Source organism: Robiginitalea myxolifaciens (assembly GCF_900115205.1).
In the GTDB taxonomy this organism is placed as follows: domain Bacteria; phylum Bacteroidota; class Bacteroidia; order Flavobacteriales; family Flavobacteriaceae; genus Robiginitalea; species Robiginitalea myxolifaciens.
Window position 1 is genome coordinate 566,808 of record NZ_FOYQ01000001.1, and the last position, 22,342, is coordinate 589,149.

Here is a 22,342-nt window from a genome sequence, read left to right on the forward strand (position 1 = left end):
CTATTTGAGCTTCTTGTTTTGTTGGTGCCGATCCTTGTCGCGGCGGGTTTTTAACTCCAGTTTCCGGTCAAAAGCAGCTTCCAGGTCAATACCGGTCTGATTGGCCAGGCAAAGCACGACAAACACGACATCGGCGAGTTCCTCTCCCAGGTCTTTATCCTTGTCCGATTCCTTTTCGCTTTGTTCGCCATAACGGCGTGCGATTATCCGCGCTACCTCCCCGACCTCCTCGGTAAGCTGCGCCATATTGGTCAGCTCGTTAAAGTATCGGACGCCATGGGCTTTTATCCAATCATCTACCGCCTGTTGTGCTCCCTTGAGATCCATTGGCTGTGGTTTTTGTCAAAACTACTTGTTCCGACTCTTTTTCCACAATCTGACGGAAGAATTCTTTCATAATCCCGTATTGCTCTGCTGGAATACTGGCCTGATCCAGGCTAATAGAGACATTCAGACTTACTGCCGCCCCGCGTTGCCTGGCGACAAATTTGAAACTTCCCATATTGTTGGGAAGTCCCATACTCACAGATTCGGGGAGTTGTGCCACCTGATAGCCTTCAGGAATCTGGACATTGACAATAAAGCTGTCCTGCCATGGAAATCCAAAATCCATGGGATACTCCCGCTTATCGGATTTCAGGGGATTCTCATCCTGGGCCAGAAAAAATAAAGGGCTGAACAGGATTTTATCGCCAACGACCTGGCTTACATCCTCGGCATAGACTGTAAAACTTTCCTCCAGTGGTTTTTCGGTTTCCGCGGCGCCACCCAGCGTGAAGTCCGATATTTCAATATCCCCGTATGCTGCTTCCATCTCGGTGAGGAAATCCTCCTCAGTACCTTCGTGATAGTCCGAGCGCTCAATCATGGCGTAATGATTGGTAAGTCTTCGTTTTACCTGACCTTCCAGGACGCCATCCTCCGACATACTCACGTTCATCATAATCATCTCCACAGCCTTTTCTGTGGGGTTTAAGCCAATGATTTCGGTAGCGCTTTTCTCCGTAAACTTATGCCCCAGCCAATTCAAAGCCCGAACAGGCAATACACCTACTCCGGAATACTTGTCACTGGCATCCAGCAAATAGGTCTGCCCGCCGATCTCGGCAGCAGCGATTACATAATTAAAACCTTGCAAGGTGGGAAACAGGGGAATCCCATTATCCCGGGTACTCAATAATACCGGTTGGGTAGGAATTCCGGCGTGGCGCAGCATTGCAATCATCATCAGGTTGATATCCCCGACATTTCCCTCGCCATCCTTGTACGCTTGCTTTACCCCCTCACTGGCTCCATATCCCCGGGATTCATTCCAACGCACCTTCTTTTTAACGAAGGCAAGGATACGTTCCGCGCGCTGCATGGCCGATTCAGCTCCCGCCAACTCGGCGTCCAGCTCGTCTTCAAAATAATTTTTCTTGTCGAGCTCGCTCCCAAAAGAGCTGCTTTTATAAATGGCATCGGTTACATCTTCCCAGGATTTGGCAAAGCTCTCGTACTCCCTGCCAGGAATTTCCAGGGAAACAATTTCGACTTTGACCGCATCGCGATAGTTATCCATATTCGTGACAAAGGGCTCCTTTTTCAAGGGCTGAATATTGGTCAGGTCGTAGATGATCTTGGTTTCATCCAACCCCAGGGTATTGTTGAAAGTCGTTTCTGTCTTGGGGGGATAATAGCCCGTGCCCTTGGTGCGGATCCGATACTTGAAATACTCAATGATCCTCAGGCTGGAATGCAATTGCCGGGTCGGGATGTCCTGTTGAAATACAAACTCATCAATGCTGGAAAAGAACGGAGAAGTAATCTTGTAGGTAAGGTCTATTACCGTTCCTTCCTTTACGTCGGGGAAGCTGATCTTGACCTCATCCAGGTAATCGTTGTAATCCGTTTCAAAGATCTGATCCTTTTCGAGCTTGGTCTTTTCAACACCTTTAGCCCCCAGATTAAAGGCAAATCCCTTTACATTCCCGAGCATTTCCTTGGTGCTCCCCGATTTGTAGAGGCGAATGGTCCGCGTAGCGTATTCCAACCCAGCCTTGTCATAAATTTTAATGCGTTCGTGGATCTGGGTGATCAGACTCAGCCCGCTTCCCTGATAATAATTTATATAGGAATTCCGGGAGCGATACAGAAATTCCGCCGAAGCGTTCGGGGCAATTTCACTGGCCGTGGCTTCTAATTCTGCCTTATCTACCTTCCCAAATTTTATTTCTTGGGCAGTAAGCGGCAACACAGCTGCCAGCATTAATACGGAGATTGCTTTCTTAATCGGTTTTTTCATTTGGGTTGTAATAAAAGGTTGATGTTTTCGGCCCGAGCCACTTCCCTACGGAAGTTTCGATAATCGGAATACCTGTTTTTGGCATACTGCCCCGGAGCGAGTTCCAGACTGCGCTGGTAACCAATTTCTCGTTCTGAGATTCGGATGATCTCCATTTGATATTTCCCGAAATCGCTGTCAATAGTAACGGGTTCCGGGATTTCCGGAAGTACGTAACCCTCCGGGAGTTCTATAACGAATTCGGCCTTGTGCAAATACCCGCGGGGCACTTCAAAAGGCAATTGACGATTTCGGTACCGATTGGGCACACTTAGGTGCCGGTCTACGGTATTGGGTTTAAAGAAAAGGTCATTACCCGCCTGGGACAAATAATCCAGCACAGCCACCTCCATCTTTTCCCCAAAACGAACAGAATCCTTTTGGTTGTACCAGGCGACCTCGGAAATCTTGATGCCATTGAGGTAATCCCAGTAATTTTTGTAATAAGTGTCCCGCCGTTCTTCCGAAAAGTCCCGCATCGACAGACGTTGATCGTATTCCACGCCTTCGCTCAGGATTCCTACCTCCCCTTTTAGGGAACCATCAGTAGCCAGGGCAAGTTTGGCCTTAACAAGGCGTAGATTCTCGGCTCCGTTGTAGGCCGGAGTATGTTTGAGGTATCCACCCTTGGGATCGAGGACCAACACCTTGCGGTCGTCCGTAAAATCCCCCAGGAAATTAAAGGGCATGGTTTGGCTGGTACACTCCAGCCATATCTCATCCTGCTCCAGGGGTACATTGAGAATCACATGATTTCCCTGCATGGAGGCAAAGTCGGCTTCCATATCGCGCTTTTCCGCACCGGCCCATACCACGCAGTAATTCGAGGGAATGCCCTGGGAATTCAGCAGTGCCTTGGTATAGTTCGTAAGTCCTTTACAATCGCCGAATTTATCTTTATCGACATCTGCTGCACTTATGGGCATCCAACCTCCGATACCCAACTGAACGCTGATGTAGCGGGTGTTGTCCTGTACATACTGGTAGATGCGCTTAACCTTCTCCCTCGGGTCGGTGATCCCTTCCAGCATTTGACTCACTTCAGCCACGGTTTCCGGGGGAAGCTGATCGCGGTTTTCAATCAGGTTGTGATACTGCCAGCGTCCCATTGAAGTCCAGTCTGTTGCCGAACCATCCACACCCTCCAGATGAAATTCATTGAGGGATACCAGGAGTTGAGGCGCAAAGGCCCGATATACAGGGCTCATCTCCTCTGCTTCAAAGGGAGGGATATTTTTCAGCCGATACTGCAATAGCCGTCCTGAACTGTTATTTTCGATGGCAAAGCCTTCAAAATTTTTCTCCTTGATCCGGAAGGGAATCTGCCCGTCGATTTCAAGTTCAAAGCTGCTGTTTACCAAACCGACCCCGTAGCCCGATAAAGGTGACCAGGCTGGTATGAATGCGGTATTGCTGGTATTGAACTCATAGCTAAACACCACCGTATAAGGATATCTCGGAGCAGTGTAGCTAAAATACTTAAGCCGGGTATCGGTAATAACACTGAAGCCGTCCACGGCAGCCTGATCGATGAAATCCCGGGATTTAATTTTTTCGATAAGGGATCCGTTTCCATCGTAAATCTCGGCCTGTAGGTTGCTGAGGGATCTCGAGTCGTCGTAGAAGGCAACCCGCTCCACATCGTATTCCCCCTGTTCATTAAAAACTGTAACGGCTTTAAAGAAGGAGCCTTCTGCCCGATCAGGGCTGAGGATTTTCATTTGATGCCGCTCTTTGAGAATCACCGCGTCGGCTCCGGAAACCAGGCTATCGGGTAACTGGCTGGCCTGATACAGGTTTCCCTGGCTGAAACCTGCCCAGGGCAGGAGCAGTAAAAGGAATAATAATCGGGGGGTCAAAATTTGGGTTGGGTTAGGCTGCAAAAACATTCGGTTAGACGGCCTGGCGGCCTGAAATACTAACGTAAATATGCTATTTTTCTTACAATCTCCGAGCGATTATCGATCAAATCAAAGAATTGTCCGTAAAGTGCTATTCGCGGTTTCGGCTGTCGATCCAAATGGTCACCGGCCCATCGTTGGTAAGACTTACTTTCATGTCGGCACCAAAGGCTCCGGTGCCGACTGGTTTCCCGATCAGGGCTTCCATATCGGAAACAAAGGCTTCGTATTGGGGTATGGCTTCCTCGGGACCGGCAGCTTTGATATAGGAAGGACGGTTGCCTTTCTTCGTTGCGGCCAGGAGGGTAAACTGGCTTACCACAATGAGGTCCCCTCCGGTATCGAGCAGCGAATGATTCATAACCCCATCCGGATCATTGAAAATTCTTAGGTTAGCCACTTTACGGGCCAGCCACTCCCGGTCCGCTGCAGTGTCCCCTTCAGCAACACCCAACAATACGAGTAATCCGGGACCTATGGCGCTTACCGTTGTTCCCTCAATGACCACACTGGCCTGGCTTACCCGCTGAATTAGTGCTCTCATTTGTTTGCCTTTCCTGTACTTCCAGATTAATCAGGTCTCCTGGAAGGGATCCTGGCGATAGGTATCGTCTTCTTCAGTTATAATCTGCACATAGGACCGATACCGGCTCATAGCCAATTCCCCGGATTCCAAGGCTTCCTTGACGGCGCACTTGGGCTCGTCCAGGTGAAGGCAATTGTTAAACTTGCACTCCCCCTTGAGGGCGAAGATTTCCGGAAAGTAATCTCCGATTTCCTCCACCTCCATATCCACTAGCCCGAAACCTTTAATTCCCGGGGTATCGATAATGCGTCCCCCGAAGCTCAAATCATACATCTGGGCGAAGGTGGTGGTGTGCTGTCCCTGGCGATGTGTTTCGGATATTTCAGAGGTTTTCAAATCCAACTCCGGGGCCAGGCGATTGATCAGGGTAGACTTCCCTACACCGGAGTGCCCGGCAAACATGGATGTCTGATCTACCATCATGGCTTTGACCCGGTCTACGTGCTTCCCGGATTTAGCCGAAATCGCAAGGCAGTCATAGCCGATTTCCCGGTAGAGTCCCATCAGATAGGCAATTTCGTCCTTGTCTTCCTCGCTGGCGACATCGGTTTTATTAAATAGCAGGGTACAGGGAATTTCATAAGCCTCGGCAGTGGCCAGAAAACGATCGATAAAAATCGTGTAAGTCTTGGGATTATCCAGGGTTATCAGTAAAAATACCCGGTCAATATTAGCCGCGATAATATGCGTCTGGGCAGAGAGTTTAACTGATTTACGGATAATATAATTCTGCCGTTCCAGGATTTCATCAATATGGCCAACGGTTTCATCGCCCAGGGTTTCCAAGCGGAAGCGCACCTGGTCGCCAACAGCTATCGGATTGGTGCTTTTAATACCTTCTATTCGGAAACGCCCTTTAATCCTGCAATCGTAGAATTGGCCATCTTCGGCTTTCACCTGATACCAGCTTCCTGTCGATTTATAAACTATTCCCTGCATTTGATACGTTGCGGCTTCGCAAAATAACAATTAATGGTTAACGTTGTAGTCGTAAAATAACCAACATTATCAAACCCAGAAATTATGAGAAGTTTACTTGTACTTGCCCTGATCTTAACACTATCGGTCGCTGACCTGAGCGCGCAAACCTACAAAGTCATAACTAGTGTGGAATCTATCGTACCCAATGGTTTGGGGCGTTCGCGAATTGTCAATGCCCTGGAGGATAAAGACTATAAAGAATTCACATCTGTCCAGACTGAAGATGATAAAACCCGGAATAAATCTGATAGAAGTGAAATCCGAGTAAAGAATTTTGAAGAAACTAAACTTCTGAACTTCTATAATATTGGTGGAATCCGCTTTCAGAATATCGCCGCCAACGATGCCCTGATCTCTTCTATGATTAATACTATGATCTCTGAAGGCTGGGAACTTGTATTTGTGACCAGCGCTGTTGAAAGTGAAGGCGGTAAAGGAGATGGACAGGGAATCTTCATTACCCGCTACATCTTCAGAAAATAACAATCGCGGTAGCGCAAAACAAGCACTGCGAAACAAAAAACCCGGAGCCTTGCCGCTCCGGGTTTCTTTTTTTGGGGTAAAACAGCTTAGTCCCTAATATAGATACGACCCCCAAAAATCTGATCTTTCCGCACTTCTTCTGGATTGCCGTAAACATAGACATCCCCTCCGGCGCGAATTTCAATATCGACCGCCTGGGCCGCGAATAATTCCGCCTCTCCCCCGGCAGAAATCCGGATGTTGCTGTATTCAGTATGCAGTTCCCGGCCTTCAAAGATGCCACCTGTATTGATCCGTATTACCTGGTTGTTGGCCATGCCGGAAGCCTTTACGATTCCACCCGTTACCGCACGAATATCGGCATCTTCCACTTCAAGGCCCACACGGATCTCCGCGCCTTCCTGCGCCCGAAGCTCGATACGCTCCTGGCTTATGGTGGAATTAGAAACAATCCGCGCACCTTCATTGGCATCGATGACATCCAGATCGGTATAATAGACTTCGATAAAGGTATCTTCCCCGGTGAACTTCTTCTCCAGTTCCATACGCAATTTCAGGACCCCATCTGCGTTGGTAAACTTGATATCATAGACATTTTCGCCTTTGATCAGGATCCGGTTTTCATCGGACTGGATCAGGTTTACTTCGATCAGGTCAAAAACCTTGATTTCGTGAAATTCGCCAACCTCACGGTCTATGGTGCGTTGTGCAAAGCCGGTAGTGGTAGCCAGGAGGAGGACGATGAAGGTTTGTAGTATTCTCATGATGTTGGATTTATTACATTTTTCATTTTCGATCTCCTTAAAGACTACCCACAACTCCTATTGTTACACCTGGGCGTTGATAATTTTCTCCTGGTGGTTGATAGACTCCTGGTGGATAGCTTTGAACATCCTGAGGACAAATTCCTCGCTCAGGCCATGGGCCTCCCCTTCCAGGATCATACTTCCCAGTATGGCATTCCACCGACCAGTCTGAAGCACCGCCACGTTACGGGACTTCTTTAATTCCCCGATGGCATCGGATACCTTCATTCTTTTGCCCAGTAAATCGATCAGTTGGTTGTCCAGAACGTCGATCTGGGCCCGTAGGTTGCTGATGGCGCTGTTGTATTCGGCCTCCTGATCGGTCTCCTTTCGAATCCGCAGGTCGTCCATGATCTGAACCAGACGGTCCGGGGTTACCTGTTGAGCGGCATCGCTCCAGGCATTATCGGGATCCCAGTGGGTTTCGATCATGAGTCCGTCAAAATTCAGGTCAAGAGCGGTCTGGCTTACGTCGAAAATGAGGTCGCGACGACCACTGATATGCGAGGGATCGTTGATCAACGGCAGGTCTGGAAAACGTGTCTGCAATTCAATGGCCAGCTGCCATTCCGGAATATTCCGGTACTTGGTCTTCTGATAGGTGGAAAATCCGCGGTGGATTACCCCCAGGTTAGGGATATCTGCTTTATACAGACGCTCCACGGCCCCAAGCCATAGCGAAAGATCGGGATTGACCGGGTTCTTGATCAGTACAATTTTATCCGTTCCCTGCAGGGCATCGGCGATTTCCTGAACGATAAAAGGGCTAACGGTAGATCGGGCTCCGATCCAAAGCAAGTCTACATCGTGCTCCAGGGCCAGGTCTACATGGGCTTTGTTGGCGACCTCGGTCGCGGTTTTAAGTCCTGTTTCCTCCTTGACCTTCTGCAGCCATTTCAGTCCGATGGCACCAACCCCTTCAAAATTGCCCGGGCGGGTACGTGGCTTCCAGATCCCGGCCCGATAGTAATTTACATCGGTATCTTTGAGCTGGTGTGCAATCTTCAACACCTGCTCTTCGGTTTCTGCGCTGCAGGGCCCGGCGATAACCAGGGGGTGCGGTAGGTTCATATCATCCAGCCAACGGCGGAGTTCTTTTGAATTTTCCATAGTATTTATTCCTGTTTCTGCTGTGGTATTCCTTTTAAAATATCTTTTATACGGTTGGTATTATCCATTTGACGGTAGAGATCCTCATAGCGGTTTTCACGCAACTGATCACTAAATTCCTGTAAGTTCGCGATGTACTCATCGAGCGTTTCCAGGACGTTTTCCCGGTTTTGCTCAAAAATCGGGGTCCACATGGCCGGGGAACTTTTTGCCAGGCGTACGGTACTTTCAAAACCACTGCCTGCCATATCAAAGATGTCCCGTTCGTTCTGTTCTTTTTCGATCACTGTTTTCCCCAACATAAAGGAGGAAATATGCGAGAGATGGCTTACATAGGCGATGTGCCTATCGTGGGCCTCCGGGCTCATATAACGGATGCGCATCCCCAGGTGCCGAAAGAGTTCCAGGGCGCGCTCCTGAATGCGAAAAGCCGTTTGTTCCACCTCGCAAATTATATTGACCTTCCCCTGAAACAACCCGCTGATCGCTGCATCAGGACCGGTGAACTCGGTTCCTGCAATCGGGTGGCAGGCCAGGAAATTGCGGCGCTTTTCATGCCCGCTTACCGCCTGGCATATCGGTGCCTTCGTAGATCCCGCGTCGATGACCAGGGTCTCTTCCCCAACTTTCGCAAGTAAACCGGGTAATTCGCGTACCACGTGATCTACTGGAATACTGACAATTACCAGGTCGGCAGTGGCCAAATCAGCCGGCTCGGCCGGGGCATCGATCAGGCCCAGGCTAAGGGCCTGGTCCAGGTGATCCGGGTTCTTATCCATACCCAGAACGGATGGTCTCTCCGGTAATCCGCGCAAATCACGAACCAGAGAACCCCCGATCAACCCAATGCCAATGACAACTATCTTCATGCTTTTTCAATGCTTTTTGAGAACGGCAGGTCCGAACCAACTCGTCGGAGTGCCTCCCGGATTTTTTCCTCGGGTACGCAGAGTGAAAACCGGATATACCCTTCGCCCTGATGGCCGAAAATGGTTCCCGGAGCCACAAACATATCGTATTGCTCCAGCAGTAAATCGATACTGGTTTCAGAATCCGGGCTCCCTTCGGGCAATCGTGCCCAAACGAACAGGCCTGTAGTATCTGCCTCATAGGTACACCCCAGAGCTGTTGCCAATTCCTGAACAGCACGGCGTCGCAGTCGATAAATTTCGTCTTGTGATTCATACCAGGAGGCATCGCAGCGCAAGGCGGCAATAGCCCCTTGCTGGACCCCGTAAAACATACCGGAATCCATATTGCTCTTAACCTTGAGCACACTTTTCAGTAAGTGACCTTCCCCCACAAGCATTCCCACGCGCCATCCGGCCATGTTAAAGGTTTTGCTCAGGGAGTTCAGCTCCAGGGCTACCCCGGCCGCGCCAGGCACGGATAAAATGCTCAGGGGTTCTCCTCCCAGGATAAAACTATATGGGTTATCGTTGATCAACAATATGTTGTGCTCCCGGGCAAATGCGATGAGGCGCGTAAACTTTTCGCGGTTGGCGCTTGCCCCGGTAGGCATGTGCGGATAACTAACCCACATCAATTTCACCTTGCTGAGATCTTCCTTCCCGAGCGCTTCCAGATCCGGGAACCAATCCATTTCTGCGGAGAGGATGTACTTACGCGGAACCCCACCGCTGAGGGCGGTAACCGAACTGTACGTCGGGTAGCCGGGATCCGGAATCAGGGCTTCATCCCCCGGGTTCAAAAAGGCCATACTTATGTGCATGATTCCTTCCTTGGACCCCATAAGCGGCAGGACTTCAGTACCCGGATCTAACTTGGTCCCGTAATGCGAGGCGTAAAATTCGGTGATGCTCTGGCGCAGTTCAGGTAAGCCCTGATAGCTCTGGTATTGATGGGCTCCGGGATGCTCCAGCCCATCCTTCAGGGCATCGGTAACCCCTTTAGGGGGTGCCAGGTCAGGACTCCCAATACCCAGGTTTATTACGGGCCTCCCATTGGCAACACGCTCCCGAACTTCTTTGAGTTTGCGGGAGAAATAGTATTCCTTAACGGTATCGAGACGTTTGGCTTCCGCTATCATTTTCTCGCGTTTTTATATTCCCCGAGGACTTGAAAATCCTCGCTCATTATTTCCAGCAGCGACTTGGCTTTGGCAAAATGGGCATACTCCTCAAAGGTGATGTCCACAAAAAATGCATATTTCCAGGGCGTCTCGATTACGGGTAACGACTGGATCTTGGTCAGGTTCAGGTTGCAATCGCTCATAACATTGAGGACGGTCGCCAGGCTCCCCCGCTTGTGATCGGTTAAAAACCGGATGGAAGCCTTGTCGATTTCCTCCTGCGGCAACACCTTGTTTTCCCGTTTGAGAATTACAAAGCGAGTTGCATTGTTTTTGATGGTCTGAATCTCTGAGGATAGGATCTCTAACCCGTAGAGTTCAGCGGCCCGTACTGGGGCAATCGCAGCGATCCCCTGCAAATTTTGTTGTTGTATCCTGCGAGCGGTTTCAGCCGTATCCACATCTTCCACCATTTTGAGCCCCTTTTGTTTTTTAAGGTATTCCCGACACTGCAACAGGGCCATGGGGTGGCTGTGTACTTCCCGTATGGCCTCGAGTTGCTGCCCGGGTAGGGCCATCAGGTGGTGGTGGACATTGAGGTAGTACTCCCCGATGATATGCAGACTGTTGTCGTGAATCAGCGCATAATTCGGAATAATTGAGCCCGCAATGGAATTCTCAATAGCCATGATCCCCTGACCGGCTTCCCCCTCGAGCAGGCTATCGACCAGTTCGTGAAAGGAGAGGCAGGGATGAAGGGCAACTTCCTTTCCGTAAAAAGCCTCCGCAACCATGTGGTGATTGGACCCCGGAATTCCCTGTATGGCTATTTTTTGTGTTTCCACCTTATTTGCACTTTCGTCTTTTACCAGGAATTCGATTCCCGGCCCCGACAAAAAAAAAGTCCCGTTTCAAAAACGGGACCTTGTTATATCGTTGTAGTATATCTAAAACGGTCCCGTACCTCTCCCAAAAAAGAAGTAGAAATAAAATCCGTTCCAGAAATACGTACGTGTCATTTTCTTTAAGTTTGGGGCTAATGTAGCCAATAATTTTTAAAAGCCGGAGGACGTCTATTTTTTTTGAGAAAAAAATATAAATGCCTGTTTGTGTTGCATTTCATAAAGCGATTTGGCCGCTTTGGTGTAAAATCCTCAGCGATCGGAAAGATGAGATCCTGGAATGGAGTTGGCCATGAAATGCTGTAAATCCCTATTTTTACCTAAAATTTTGCCATGTCCATCTCGGTTTCCGGAATCACCAAAAACTTTGGAGCGCAACGCGCCCTGGACTCCGTCAGTTTTGATATAACCAAAGGAGAAGTGGTTGGTTTTCTGGGGCCCAACGGGGCCGGTAAATCCACCCTGATGAAAATCCTGACCTCCTACTACACCCCGGACGCCGGCTCCGCAAGTGTTGGGGGGTTCGGCCTGGAAGAGGCCCCGGCTAAAGTCCGCGCCATCCTGGGCTACCTTCCGGAACACAATCCGCTATATCTGGAGCTGTATGTACGTGAATATCTGGGGTTTTGTGCCAGCCTTCACGGTGTGGGGCGTGACCGGGTGGAGGCCGTAGTTGCCCAAACGGGCTTGGGCCCGGAAGCGCATAAAAAAATAGGACAACTCTCCAAGGGGTACCGGCAACGGGTTGGTCTTGCAGCCGCATTGGTGCACGATCCTCAGGTATTGATCCTGGACGAACCCACCACGGGTCTGGATCCCAACCAACTCGTTGAGATTCGCAAACTTATCCGGGAGATCAGCAGTGAGAAAACGATCCTGCTCTCTACCCATATTATGAAAGAGGTCGAAGCCGTTTGCGATCGCGTCCTGATCATCGATAAGGGGAAACTGGTTGCGGATGCACGTATGAAAGACCTGCGCAAGAACCAGCAACAGGTCATCGAAGTAGAATTTGATTACCGGGTCGAAGAGGTACTCCTCAACAAGCTAAAATCCGTAAGCCAGGTCAAAAATACCGGGGGCTTTGTCTATGAGCTTACCTTTGACACCCAGGAGGATATGCGGCCAGCAGTCTTCGATTTTGCCCACGATAATTCGCTGAAAACCCTGCAGCTCAACCACAAGACGCGTAACCTGGAAGCCTTGTTCACCGAGCTCACAACAAGCACCTCAACGGCCGACTAGCCCCGAGGTAGTTCCGAAAAGTCTATCCCACAAAAATCGTCAATCCACCAGCTGAAAATCGATGGTGGAAACCACGCGAACCGTTTTGATATGGGGCGTATTCGCATCGAGGTTGCTGATGGAAAACAACCCTTGCCGGGCCACGCGGATATCCCCTACTTCAGAGTTGGAATCCCGGGCGAATTTATCGGCTACCGCCCTGGCGTTTACCGTGGCTTCTTCGATCATTTCCGGTTTGAGCTCATTCAACCCGGTGAAGGAGTACTCCACAGGTTGCCATTCATTCTTTGACCCAAAGAGGATTCCCTTGTCGAGTAAGTCCAGTGACTGGGTCAGGGATCGCTGCAATTTGGGGATATCGGAGGTGCGAACGGTAAGGTCAGATTTGGCCAAGTAGCGGAAGGCGCTGTACTGCGCATTGGTATTGTAGATGTTGGCCCTTGCATCGGTAATATTCACCATTCCCCTGCTTATTTCCTCTGCAGAAAATCCCTGGTCCATAAAGAATTGATAGACGGTTTCGTTCTGCTTTTCCAATTCCCGTTTTACTTCTTGCAAGTCATTGCCGGTGAGGGTGATGTTAATAGGCCAGACCGCAAGATCGGCAGGGACCTCCCGTTCGGACAGGCCCTTTACAGTAACAAATCGATCGAATTGCTTGCCTTTCAAAAAAGTTTGCCCTACGAAAAAACCAGCAATACAAAGGCCCGCAGCGAGGACGAGGGCAGGAATCAGATAATTGGATTTCATGGAAATAGTGTTTTAAAAATTAATAGTTAACAACGGACGCTATTTATTTACGGAGGGCGGCACCCCCATGGGTTTCGGGAAATCCCTAAATGTTTGCCAATTCCGGGTAGTCTACGGGTTCGTTGATTTCAGGAACGTTTCCAGCGTACTCCTTCCCCCGCAAACGGCCTACCGGGTAGGAATCCAACTCGGCAACCGGATAGGGCTGAATCAGGTTTTCGAGGGATTTTTGATCTAGGGGTTCCCCTATGGGTTTCAACCAATTATCGGCTAAGGCATCGGGAAGAATCAAAGGCATTCGGGGACCCTTGAGTTTGGGGTTGTTGTGAATACGAGCCATCAGGGAGTTTCCTACCGTGGTCACGATGGTAAAGGTCGTCAGGTTTTCCCCAGTTTCCGGATTACGCCAATCACTGTATAAGCCGGCAAGGATCATGGGCTCCCCATCTTTCCGGTAGATGTAAAAGGGGTAGGTTTTTCCCTGGTGATGGTGGTGTTCATAGAAGCCATCGATATAGATCAGGCAGCGGTGTTGCTTTGCCGCAGTCCGGAAGGAGGGTTTTTCAAAAATGGTTTCCCCCCGGGCGTTCAGGGTCTGATTCCAGAGTTTTTTCTGGCCGGCAACATCCTTTACCCAAAAGGGTACCAGACCCCAGGTCGCTACATCCGGGAATTCCGGACTCTCATCCGTGAAGATCAATAACCGGGGGTGGTTGAAGCCCGAGGCATGATGGATAGGTAAATCGGTGAAGGGAAGTAGCTTTTCCCGAATTTCCTCCGCCGCCTGCTCATCGCCGGAGCGCAGTGCCCTTTTTAACTGGGCTTCGAGGCTTGTTTTGATATCATAGCACATAAGGCCTACTCAATTGCAAACTTCACCTGAACCTGAGCTTCCATACGAATGCGTTGAAAATCGGAATCGATTCCTGCAAAGGCCATTTCCGTATCCTGGGCGGCCATGGTTCGGATACTGTATTCCGGTTGCGCCTGGCTCCTCACATAGAAGCCACCATCGCTGATATGAATGGCCCGACCCAACTGCTGATCCAGGGTTTCTACCATGATCTTTGCCTTGGTACGCGCTTTTTCAACGGCCATCTTTTTAAGGGCCAGTTCCAGACCTTCTTCATCGGAGTATTCGGTTCGGGAAAGAGACACATTCGCGATGCCCAGCTTCTCCAGTTCACCCACTACCTGCCCAACGTCCCGTGCAGTGTAGAGCAAGAGCTCATACGACTTGTCCTTGAGCACTTCCTTACCCCTCAGGAAGTACTTCATAAAATCACTGGAGATATCGGAGACCGCCAGTTGCTTTTTGAGGTCGATTCCCAAAAGCTCCAGCGCATTGGCCATACGTTCCTCCAATTCTTCGACGGATATACGACCCTTGGTATCGCTCTCCTGCAATACAATCTGTAAATAGATGCGATCCGGCACGACCAGGGTATCTACTTTTGCGGAAGTTTCCAGATAAGGCATATCCAGGAAGTTTTTCTGCTGGCCGATTGCACTGGCGGAAATCAGGAGGAAAAGTGCGGGTAGAACAACTTTTTTCATCTTTGGGCTTTTACCCAAAGTTACGCTTTCAAAAGTAAGTCGTCAAGCAGGGTTTCGAGTTGTGGATGTAATTCGGAAACCGAACAATTCACGAGTATCGCAACGGTCTGTTCCTGCTCGGGATACACCCGAAAAATACTGTAGGCGCCCACGCTGTTTCCCGTATGTCCATAATACGGCCGGCCTGCGGGATCCTGGCTTACCTCCCAGCCCAGACCATACCAGGTCGATTGCCCATCGATCTCCACAGCGGTGATAAACTCATTTAGAATGTCCTGGCTGACCAGGTTTCCGCGAAGCAGCGCCTGGCCAAAATTCAGTAAGTCGGGTACGGTGGAAATAAATCCTCCCCCGGCGAGTTTGTAGCGATTGTCGACCGGAACCGCAGGGCGAAATCCCCGGGATCTTTTGGTGTAAGGTAGGGCCTGGGATTCGGCCGGCATGCCAGGATCTTCTGCAATCGTTTGGGTCATGCCCAAAGGGGTAAATACCAATTCGCGGGCCAGGGTTTCAAAGGGTATACCGGTGGCGCGTTCCATGGCAAGGGCCAGGAGCACAAAATCAAAACTGTTGTATTGATAACCGGTCCCGGGGAGAAACAAAAGTGGATCTTCCTTAAAGACTTCCAAGGAATCCAGCATGGTGTAGGGGCGATTCAGTGCAAATTCTTTACCGCGATAGGTGCGCAATCCCGCAGTATGGGCAGCCAACTGCCCCAGGGTAATTCCGGGATGCGGGTACTCGGGAACATACTGTTCCAGGGGGCTATCCAAGGCAATTCGTCCGTCTTCCACCAGTCTGGCCAGCACCGTAGCTGTAATGGGTTTGGAAACGCTGGCTATGCGAAATAGTGTCCGGTTCGGATCGATCGATTTGCCCTGCTCAAGGTTGGCCGAGCCCGCTGCATGCAGGTGCATAGGTCCCCTCGGGCCGGAACTCCCGATAGCGATGCCCGGAACCTTTTTGGACGCTACAAGATCGTTAAGTTTCTGTGCCAAAGCATCAAGACCGGCTTCGCTTGTGCTTTCGTTCGAATGTTCAATATCGCTGACCCCATCAGGTTTGAAAACCTCCAGGACGCTCCTTAGAAATTTTTCCCAGAATCGCTTCACGGCACCTCAAATAATAACCGTCCCCGAAACTGTTCCTCTACGGCAATTTCTTCGGGTCGGAAAAAGCTTCTAACGTCCCCGTAACCCCGGATTATCCCTTCAATACGCTGCCTTGGATTAACCAGCATATCATTACTGCCCCGGTGATTAATGCGGACCGTGGTGGCCTGTAAGTCCCGGGCATCGATCCGGGAATCCCCGGCTGCCACGGTAAGGTCAGCGAGGTCCGCTTCCCCCCGTAATTTCACACTGGCAATCCCATTGACCACCACGCGAACGGTTTGGCAATCGAGCTCCAGATCAAAAGTACCATCAGTAGTAACGGTTTCCGGGTTATTAAAACTTTCCGATATCAATCTGAGGTTGTTAAAACCCAGGATGCCGGCACTGGTAATGGGCCAACCCGTACTGCTGCGAATTTCCCGTAGATCCGGAGTGGTTACCCGGATAACCGTTTCCCCATAGTCCCGAAACAAGTTGCAGTTGTTTTCGTCCCTGAGGATCAACACCCCATCCTGGACCCGGGCGCTTACCTCAGGGCGGAGGTTCTTTCCGGTTTCAATAACCACGCGTTGCTCTGGCCCCTGGGCAACGACCAGCTGAATGTTTTCAAAAACAGTAATAGCATCAAAAGCAGGGACTTCAACGCTTTCGCTGATACGATCTCCCGCAGCCTGAAAGCAATCCGGCGCGTTCTCCTCACAGGAATTCAGCAGCGCAAAGCTGGCGATGAGGACGATATGCAAGACTCGTTTCATAAGCGTATCCCAATTCCTAATTCAACAGCTTCTGCCTTGGCCCCGTGCGACTTTAAGCTCAACCCGGCAAAGAGCTTCTGGCCAAAATACCTCTTGATCCCTACCCGGTTGTACGTCCTCCCTTCGAAATCGAAAGGATAATATACATAGTAGCCGAATTGAGTCACAATCCCCAATTTCCCCATAGCCAGCTCATGACCCAGGAAGAGGCCAACCCGTTTGAAATCCGTGTCGGGATCCACATCGAGCTCGGGGAAGGAGGTAGCCTGGAACTGGATCAGTTCTTTGAGGAAATTGGAGGCAAAAAAGTCGGCACCCAGTTGCAGGGTACTTTTCCTCCCAATGCGCATTCCCCCATAGGCGGAGGCGATATAAAAGGGAAACTGCCCCGATCCGATCACATCGCTCTCGTTAATCCCGGTGCGAAAGACCAGGTTGAACATATATTTATCGGGCAGGGGATTGTAGGGTTGCTCCTGGTACTCCGGCTTTTCCTCCTGACCTAAATCGTAGCGAAGTCCAAGGCTGAAAGCGAACGTATTGGTAGAGGTATTGGGCGCCTTCACATTGGCGTTGGAATAGTGGATCAGCGAAATCCCGGCCTGCATCCCCAGTTTTCCCCATATACGATCCTTGGCATATTGGGCCATGAGGTAGGTGGAACTCAAAAGTCTGCTGCCATAGGCATTGTTTCGGAAATTGGTTTCCCGATCATACGGATTGGTCGCATACGCAATACCCTGTCCGATGCGCAACTGAAACTGACGTTGGAAGAAGTAAAAATTATAATGCGCATAAAGGCTGATTAATTCCCCCAGCACCGGGTTGCCCATATCCTGATAGACCAGGGAAAGCCCCTTGTCCGGATATCCAAAATCGGATTGCCAGGCCTCCTCCCCATAAGTCCGGGTATTCCAGCCGAGGATAAATCCACGCGGATGATTCGTGATCAGATGGCTGATATCGGTATTGTGTAATATTACCGATCCATAAAACGGTGTGAAATCGAGGAAACTGTCGCGACCCTGTGGATCACTCCCCGGGAGTTCCTGCGACAGCAAAAACCCCGGAACCAAACAAAGCAACCCTAGCCAGATTCCGCGCATCATGGCGGCAAAGTTAGAAAACTGCCTCGGCAATCGCCTTTATATTATCCGATTTCCCCATGGAATAATAATGCAGTACGGGTACCCCGGCCTCCTTCAGTTCCCGGGACTGGGCAATAGACCATTCGATACCTACTTCCCGGACCTGTTGGTTATCCTTGCAGGCAACTACGGCCTCGATTAGTGCTTCCGGTAAATCCGTACGGAATACCTGAGGGAGTAATTGCAGGTGGCGTTTTACCGCAATGGGCTTGATTCCTGGAATAATCGGAACGGTGATCCCCATTTCCCGGGCCTGTGCCACAAAATCAAAATAGCGCTGGTTGTCAAAAAACATTTGGGTCACGATATAGTCTGCCCCGAGGTCTACTTTGTGCTTCAACCATTTTAGATCGGTTTTCAGGGAGGGGGCTTCGAGGTGCTTCTCGGGATAACCCGCAACCCCGATACAAAATTTAGAGGCGGCATCCGTTTCCACCACTTCGTGCAGGTAGCAACCATCGTTGAGCTTTACGATCTGCTCCACCAGGTCTGAGGCATAGGTATGCCCACCCTGGGTGGGTTCAAAATAGGATTGTCCTTTCATGGCATCTCCACGTAGCGCCATAACATTATCGATCCCCAGGTATTGACAATCGACCAGGAGGTACTCCGTCTCTTCTCGGGTGAAACCGCCGCAAAGTACATGGGGTACGGTATCGACATTGTACTTGTGCTTGATCGCCGCGCAAATGCCCAGGGTCCCCGGACGCATGCGCGTTACCTTTTTGTCGTAGAGTCCGTCGCGATCGATGTAGACGTATTCCTCCCGAGACGTGGTAACGTCGATAAATGGGGGTGCAAACTCCATAAGCGGATCGATATTCCGGTAGAGTTCTTCAATGTTCTTTCCCTTTACAGGAGGAATAACCTCAAAGGAAAAAAGGGTGCCATCGGACTTGGCGATATGTTCTGTTACTTTCATTGTTCTGCCAGATTTGGACGCAGCCATTTTTCGGCCACCTCCCGGGGAATTTCTTTACGCTGGGCGAAGTCGGTTACCTGATCAGGAAGGATCTTGCCCAAACCAAAATAACGGGCCTCTTCGTGGGCAAAATAGTAACCGCTCACACTGGCGGCCGGCCACATGGCCAGGCTCTCTGTCAGGCGGACACCTATCCGCTTCTCAACCTCCAGTAATTCCCATATTGTTTCCTTCTCCAGGTGGTCGGGACATGCCGGATAACCCGGGGCTGGTCGGATCCCGCGATAGGCTTCCCGGATCAGGGCATCGTTGTCAAAGGTCTCGTTTGGAGCATACCCCCAGTGACGTACCCGTACTTCACGATGCAGGTATTCCGCAAAAGCTTCTGCCAGGCGGTCGGCCAGCGCCTTTACCATAATGCTGTTATAATCGTCCCCGGCCTGCTCATAGGCCAGGGCTAACGCTTCGCATCCGAGGCCCGCTGTTACGCAAAAACAGCCAACATAGTCCTGCACCCCAGCTTCCGGTGGCGCGATATAGTCGGCTAATGCGCGATGTGGAACCCCTTGCTTTTTATGAGCTTGTTGTCGAAGCGTACGGAATACGAAGTCTTCTCCTTCCGGGGTTTGCAAGGCAATGTCATCGGCTCCCTGGCGTACTGCAGGAAACAAACCAAAAACTGCCTTGGCTTGCAATTGTCCTTCCCGGATTAGCTTCTTGAGTAATTTGCGGGCATCCTCATACAACTGGGTGGCTTGCTGCCCCACCACCTTGTCCTTGAGGATATCCGGAAACCTGCCATGCAGATCCCAAGTCCTGAAAAAAGGCGTCCAGTCGATATAGGGTTCCAGCGTTCGGAGGTTCATCGCTTCAATGGTATTGACGCCCAAGGTCCTGGGAATTGTAATCCCGTCTGGGGTAAACTCCAGCTTCAGGGCGTTGGCTCTGGCTTCCTCCAGGCTGTTGTACTGCTTCTCCTTACCGCGGGATAGAAATTTTTCACGGAAACTCTCATAATCGAGCTTGATCCCTGCCTTGTAATCCTGGCTTCTTTCTTTCTGCAGCAGATCTCCTACCACGGTAACCGCGCGACTCGCATCATTGACATGAACCACTGCTGCACTGTATGCCGGGTCGATCTTTACCGCGGTATGTGCCCGGCTGGTAGTTGCCCCACCGATAAGCAGAGGCACCCGGAAGTTTTCCCGCTCCATTTCCCGGGCCAGGTATACCATCTCATCCAGGGAAGGGGTTATGAGTCCGCTAAGGCCAATAATATCGACCTCCTCTTCCCGGGCAACCTGAAGGATCCGCTCCGGGGGAACCATCACCCCCAAATCGATGATCTCATAATTGTTGCAGGCCAGGACCACGCTTACGATATTTTTACCGATATCGTGGACATCTCCTTTGACGGTAGCCATCAGGATACGTCCTGCCGATTGGCGGGATCCCTTGTCTTTCTCGGCTTCGATATACGGGGTGAGATAGGCCACTGCTTTTTTCATGACCCGGGCCGATTTTACCACCTGGGGTAAAAACATTTTCCCGGATCCGAACAGGTCTCCCACCACATTCATCCCGGTCATCAGCGGGCCTTCAATTACCTCAATGGGAGCGGCACTCGCAAGCCGCGCCTCCTCCACATCTTCCTCGATATATTGATCAATGCCTTTGACCAGCGCGCGGGTTATCCGATCCTGCAGGGGTTCCTCCCGCCAGCTCAGGTCGGTACTGCGTTCCTTTTCCCGGCCTTCCACGGTTTCTGCAAAAGCGAGCAAGCGCTCCGTGGCATCTTCCCTGCGATCGAGCAAGACATCCTCTACATGTTCCAACAGGTCGTTCGGGATATCGTCGTAGACTTCAAGGAGCCCAGGGTTTACAATACCCATATTCATCCCGGCTTTAATCGCGTGATAGAGGAAGGCGGAATGCATGGCTTCCCGAACGGCATTGTTCCCGCGAAAACTAAAGGAAATGTTACTCACTCCCCCGCTGACACTGGCATGGGGCAGGTTTTGGCGCACCCACCGCGTGGCTTCGATAAAGTCAACCGCATTGCGCCGATGCTCTTCCATCCCGGTGGCAACCGGAAAAATATTCAGGTCAAAGATCAAATCCTCCGGAGGAAAGCCAATGCGTTCGGTAAGGAGCTTATAGGACCTTTCGGCAATTTCAATCCGGCGCTCATAGGAATCGGCCTGTCCGGTTTCGTCAAAAGCCATAATGATAACCGCTGCTCCATATTGCCGGATCTTACGGGCCTGATAGAGGAATTCTTCCTCTCCTTCTTTCAGGCTAATCGAATTCACCACGCATTTCCCCTGAACCACTTGAAGCCCGGCTTCGAGAATTTCCCACTTGGAACTGTCTATCATAATCGGCAGGCGGGCAATATCCGGCTCGGCCATCATCAGGTTCAGGAAAGTAACCATTGCCTCCTTCCCGTCGATCAGGCCGTCGTCCATATTGACGTCGAGGATCTGCGCCCCGCCTTCGACCTGGTCCCTGGCAATTTCCAGGGCCTCCCCGTAATTCCCTTCCTTCACCAGGCGCAGGAAACGTCGGGATCCGGCCACATTGGTGCGCTCCCCCACGTTGATGAAATTGCTCTCGGGGGTAATTACCAGCGGTTCAAGTCCGGAAAGTTTCAAGTATCTCGGTGCTGTTTCACTCACGGGGTAGTCAGGGTATTCGCTTGGGAAGTACTCGCGTATTCCCGGGGTTTATATGATTGTACCAGTTCCGCGATGGCGCGAATATGCTCCGGGGTAGTTCCACAACATCCCCCGATAATATTGACCAACCCCAACTCCAGGTATTCCCGGATTTGACCAGCCATGGCTTCAGGCCCTTGATCATAGGCGCCAAAGGCGTTGGGTAAACCAGCATTCGGATGGGCGCTGATGGCCATGGTGGCGTTATTTGCCAGCACCTTAAGGTAAGGTGTAAGCTGGCTAGCTCCCAGGGCACAGTTAAGTCCAACAGATAACAGCGGCATATGGCTGATCGAGATCAAGAAGGCTTCCGGGGTTTGACCCGAAAGTGTTCGACCCGAAGCATCCGTAATGGTGCCACTAACCATGATAGGAATTTCACGACCGGTGTCTTCCCGAAGCTCCTGCAGCGCAAAGAGGGCCGCTTTGGCATTGAGCGTATCAAAAATGGTTTCCACCAGGAATAAATCTACCCCGCCTTCCAGCAATCCTTCGGCCTGTTCCCGGTAGGCCTCCCGCAATTGATCGAAAGTAATTGCGCGATATCCGGGGTCATTGACGTCGGGAGACATGCTGGCTGTTTTATTCGTAGGCCCGATACTTCCGGCAACAAAGCGCGGCTTTTCCGGAGTCTTCGCTGTATACTCACGGGCAGCTTCCCCGGCAATACGGGCAGCTTCCCGATTGATTTCCCGTACCAGCGCTTCCATGCCGTAATCGGCCATCCCTACGGATGTAGCCGAAAAGGTGTTGGTTTCTATAATATCCGCCCCGGCCTCCAGGTAGGCCCGATGGACTTCGGCCAGGGCTTCTGGCTGGGTAATGGAAAGTAAGTCGTTATTCCCCGCCAGGGAGGATTCCCAGTCTGCAAATCGCTTGCCCCGGAAGTCTTCCTCCTGGAATTTATAGGCCTGTAACATCGTGCCCATTGCCCCATCCAGGACAAGGATACGCTGTTCGAGTTCTTTGAATAAATCTGCCATGTTTTACTGCATATATTCATCAGCTG

The 22,342-nt window shown here is 50.8% G+C and carries 21 protein-coding genes; 2 read left to right on the forward strand and 19 right to left on the reverse strand.

Translation table 11 applies throughout. The annotated features are described in order from the left end of the window. From BM318_RS02495 to rsgA, 5 genes are all read right to left on the reverse strand, one after another. The gene (locus tag BM318_RS02495; RefSeq protein WP_092980410.1) at positions 1-327 is read right to left on the reverse strand and encodes a nucleotide pyrophosphohydrolase; all 327 of its coding nucleotides are present in this window, start codon (positions 325-327) and stop codon (positions 1-3) included. Further along, complete coding sequence (locus BM318_RS02500) at positions 293-2,284, reverse strand: transglutaminase family protein (protein WP_092980412.1); 1,992 nt, start codon at positions 2,282-2,284, stop codon at positions 293-295. The genes BM318_RS02495 and BM318_RS02500 overlap by 35 nt, the downstream gene beginning before the upstream one ends. Further along, positions 2,281-4,182 carry a DUF3857 domain-containing transglutaminase family protein gene (locus BM318_RS02505; RefSeq protein ID WP_177218242.1) on the reverse strand — a complete coding sequence of 634 codons (1,902 nt, stop codon included), beginning with the start codon at positions 4,180-4,182 and terminating at the stop codon, positions 2,281-2,283. The genes BM318_RS02500 and BM318_RS02505 overlap by 4 nt, the downstream gene beginning before the upstream one ends. 133 nt (positions 4,183-4,315) lie before the next feature. Next, entirely contained in the window at positions 4,316-4,768 is a 453-nt protein-coding gene (gene dtd, locus BM318_RS02510; protein ID WP_092980415.1) for a D-aminoacyl-tRNA deacylase, read from the reverse strand. A gap of 30 nt (positions 4,769-4,798) precedes the next feature. Beyond that, on the reverse strand, positions 4,799-5,749 hold the full coding sequence (gene rsgA, locus BM318_RS02515) for a ribosome small subunit-dependent GTPase A (RefSeq protein WP_092980417.1): 951 nt from the start codon (positions 5,747-5,749) through the stop codon (positions 4,799-4,801). Between the two features lie 84 nt (positions 5,750-5,833). Between rsgA and BM318_RS02520 the strand changes: the two genes are divergently transcribed. Beyond that, on the forward strand, positions 5,834-6,274 hold the full coding sequence (locus BM318_RS02520; protein WP_092980419.1) for a hypothetical protein: 441 nt from the start codon (positions 5,834-5,836) through the stop codon (positions 6,272-6,274). A gap of 86 nt (positions 6,275-6,360) precedes the next feature. On the opposite strand, the gene BM318_RS02525 is transcribed toward BM318_RS02520, so the two are convergent. The 5 genes from BM318_RS02525 to BM318_RS02545 all read right to left on the reverse strand — a co-directional run bounded on the left by BM318_RS02525 (position 6,361) and on the right by BM318_RS02545 (position 11,067). Next, a complete protein-coding gene (locus BM318_RS02525) occupies positions 6,361-7,038 on the reverse strand; it encodes a head GIN domain-containing protein (protein WP_092982035.1) in 678 nt (225 codons plus the stop codon). Positions 7,039-7,101: 63 nt separating this feature from the next. Continuing rightward, the gene (locus BM318_RS02530; RefSeq protein ID WP_092980421.1) at positions 7,102-8,190 is read right to left on the reverse strand and encodes a bifunctional 3-deoxy-7-phosphoheptulonate synthase/chorismate mutase type II; all 1,089 of its coding nucleotides are present in this window, start codon (positions 8,188-8,190) and stop codon (positions 7,102-7,104) included. Positions 8,191-8,195: 5 nt separating this feature from the next. Continuing rightward, positions 8,196-9,059, reverse strand: coding sequence for a prephenate dehydrogenase (locus BM318_RS02535; RefSeq protein WP_092980423.1), 864 nt, complete (start codon positions 9,057-9,059; stop codon positions 8,196-8,198). Further along, entirely contained in the window at positions 9,056-10,240 is a 1,185-nt protein-coding gene (locus tag BM318_RS02540) for a pyridoxal phosphate-dependent aminotransferase (protein WP_092980425.1), read from the reverse strand. The genes BM318_RS02535 and BM318_RS02540 overlap by 4 nt, the downstream gene beginning before the upstream one ends. Further along, positions 10,237-11,067, reverse strand: a complete 831-nt coding sequence (locus tag BM318_RS02545) for a prephenate dehydratase (RefSeq protein WP_092982036.1) — start codon at positions 11,065-11,067, stop codon at positions 10,237-10,239. The genes BM318_RS02540 and BM318_RS02545 overlap by 4 nt, the downstream gene beginning before the upstream one ends. A 390-nt stretch (positions 11,068-11,457) precedes the next feature. On the opposite strand from BM318_RS02545, the gene gldA reads away from it, so the two are divergent. Further along, on the forward strand, positions 11,458-12,369 hold the full coding sequence (gene gldA, locus BM318_RS02550) for a gliding motility-associated ABC transporter ATP-binding subunit GldA (protein WP_092980427.1): 912 nt from the start codon (positions 11,458-11,460) through the stop codon (positions 12,367-12,369). A 39-nt stretch (positions 12,370-12,408) separates the two neighbouring features. Here the strand turns inward: gldA and BM318_RS02555 are convergent, their stop codons facing one another. The 9 genes from BM318_RS02555 to BM318_RS02595 form a co-directional block, all read right to left on the reverse strand. Continuing rightward, on the reverse strand, positions 12,409-13,119 hold the full coding sequence (locus BM318_RS02555) for an SIMPL domain-containing protein (protein WP_092980429.1): 711 nt from the start codon (positions 13,117-13,119) through the stop codon (positions 12,409-12,411). Between the two features lie 85 nt (positions 13,120-13,204). Further along, positions 13,205-13,972, reverse strand: a complete 768-nt coding sequence (locus BM318_RS02560) for an SOS response-associated peptidase (RefSeq protein ID WP_092980431.1) — start codon at positions 13,970-13,972, stop codon at positions 13,205-13,207. A gap of 5 nt (positions 13,973-13,977) precedes the next feature. Continuing rightward, the gene (locus BM318_RS02565; protein ID WP_092980433.1) at positions 13,978-14,676 is read right to left on the reverse strand and encodes an SIMPL domain-containing protein; all 699 of its coding nucleotides are present in this window, start codon (positions 14,674-14,676) and stop codon (positions 13,978-13,980) included. Positions 14,677-14,696: 20 nt separating this feature from the next. Then, on the reverse strand, positions 14,697-15,788 hold the full coding sequence (locus BM318_RS02570; RefSeq protein WP_245759720.1) for a serine hydrolase domain-containing protein: 1,092 nt from the start codon (positions 15,786-15,788) through the stop codon (positions 14,697-14,699). Continuing rightward, a complete protein-coding gene (locus BM318_RS02575; protein WP_092980435.1) occupies positions 15,785-16,546 on the reverse strand; it encodes a head GIN domain-containing protein in 762 nt (253 codons plus the stop codon). The genes BM318_RS02570 and BM318_RS02575 overlap by 4 nt, the downstream gene beginning before the upstream one ends. Beyond that, positions 16,543-17,652: an acyloxyacyl hydrolase gene (locus BM318_RS02580; protein ID WP_092982038.1), complete on the reverse strand. Its 1,110-nt coding sequence runs from the start codon at positions 17,650-17,652 to the stop codon at positions 16,543-16,545. The genes BM318_RS02575 and BM318_RS02580 overlap by 4 nt, the downstream gene beginning before the upstream one ends. Positions 17,653-17,665: 13 nt before the next feature. Further along, the gene (gene metF, locus BM318_RS02585; RefSeq protein ID WP_092980436.1) at positions 17,666-18,616 is read right to left on the reverse strand and encodes a methylenetetrahydrofolate reductase [NAD(P)H]; all 951 of its coding nucleotides are present in this window, start codon (positions 18,614-18,616) and stop codon (positions 17,666-17,668) included. Next, on the reverse strand, positions 18,613-21,294 hold the full coding sequence (metH, locus tag BM318_RS02590; protein WP_092980438.1) for a methionine synthase: 2,682 nt from the start codon (positions 21,292-21,294) through the stop codon (positions 18,613-18,615). The genes metF and metH overlap by 4 nt, the downstream gene beginning before the upstream one ends. After that, positions 21,291-22,316, reverse strand: coding sequence for a homocysteine S-methyltransferase family protein (locus BM318_RS02595; protein ID WP_092980440.1), 1,026 nt, complete (start codon positions 22,314-22,316; stop codon positions 21,291-21,293). The genes metH and BM318_RS02595 overlap by 4 nt, the downstream gene beginning before the upstream one ends. Positions 22,317-22,342: the final 26 nt, after the last annotated feature.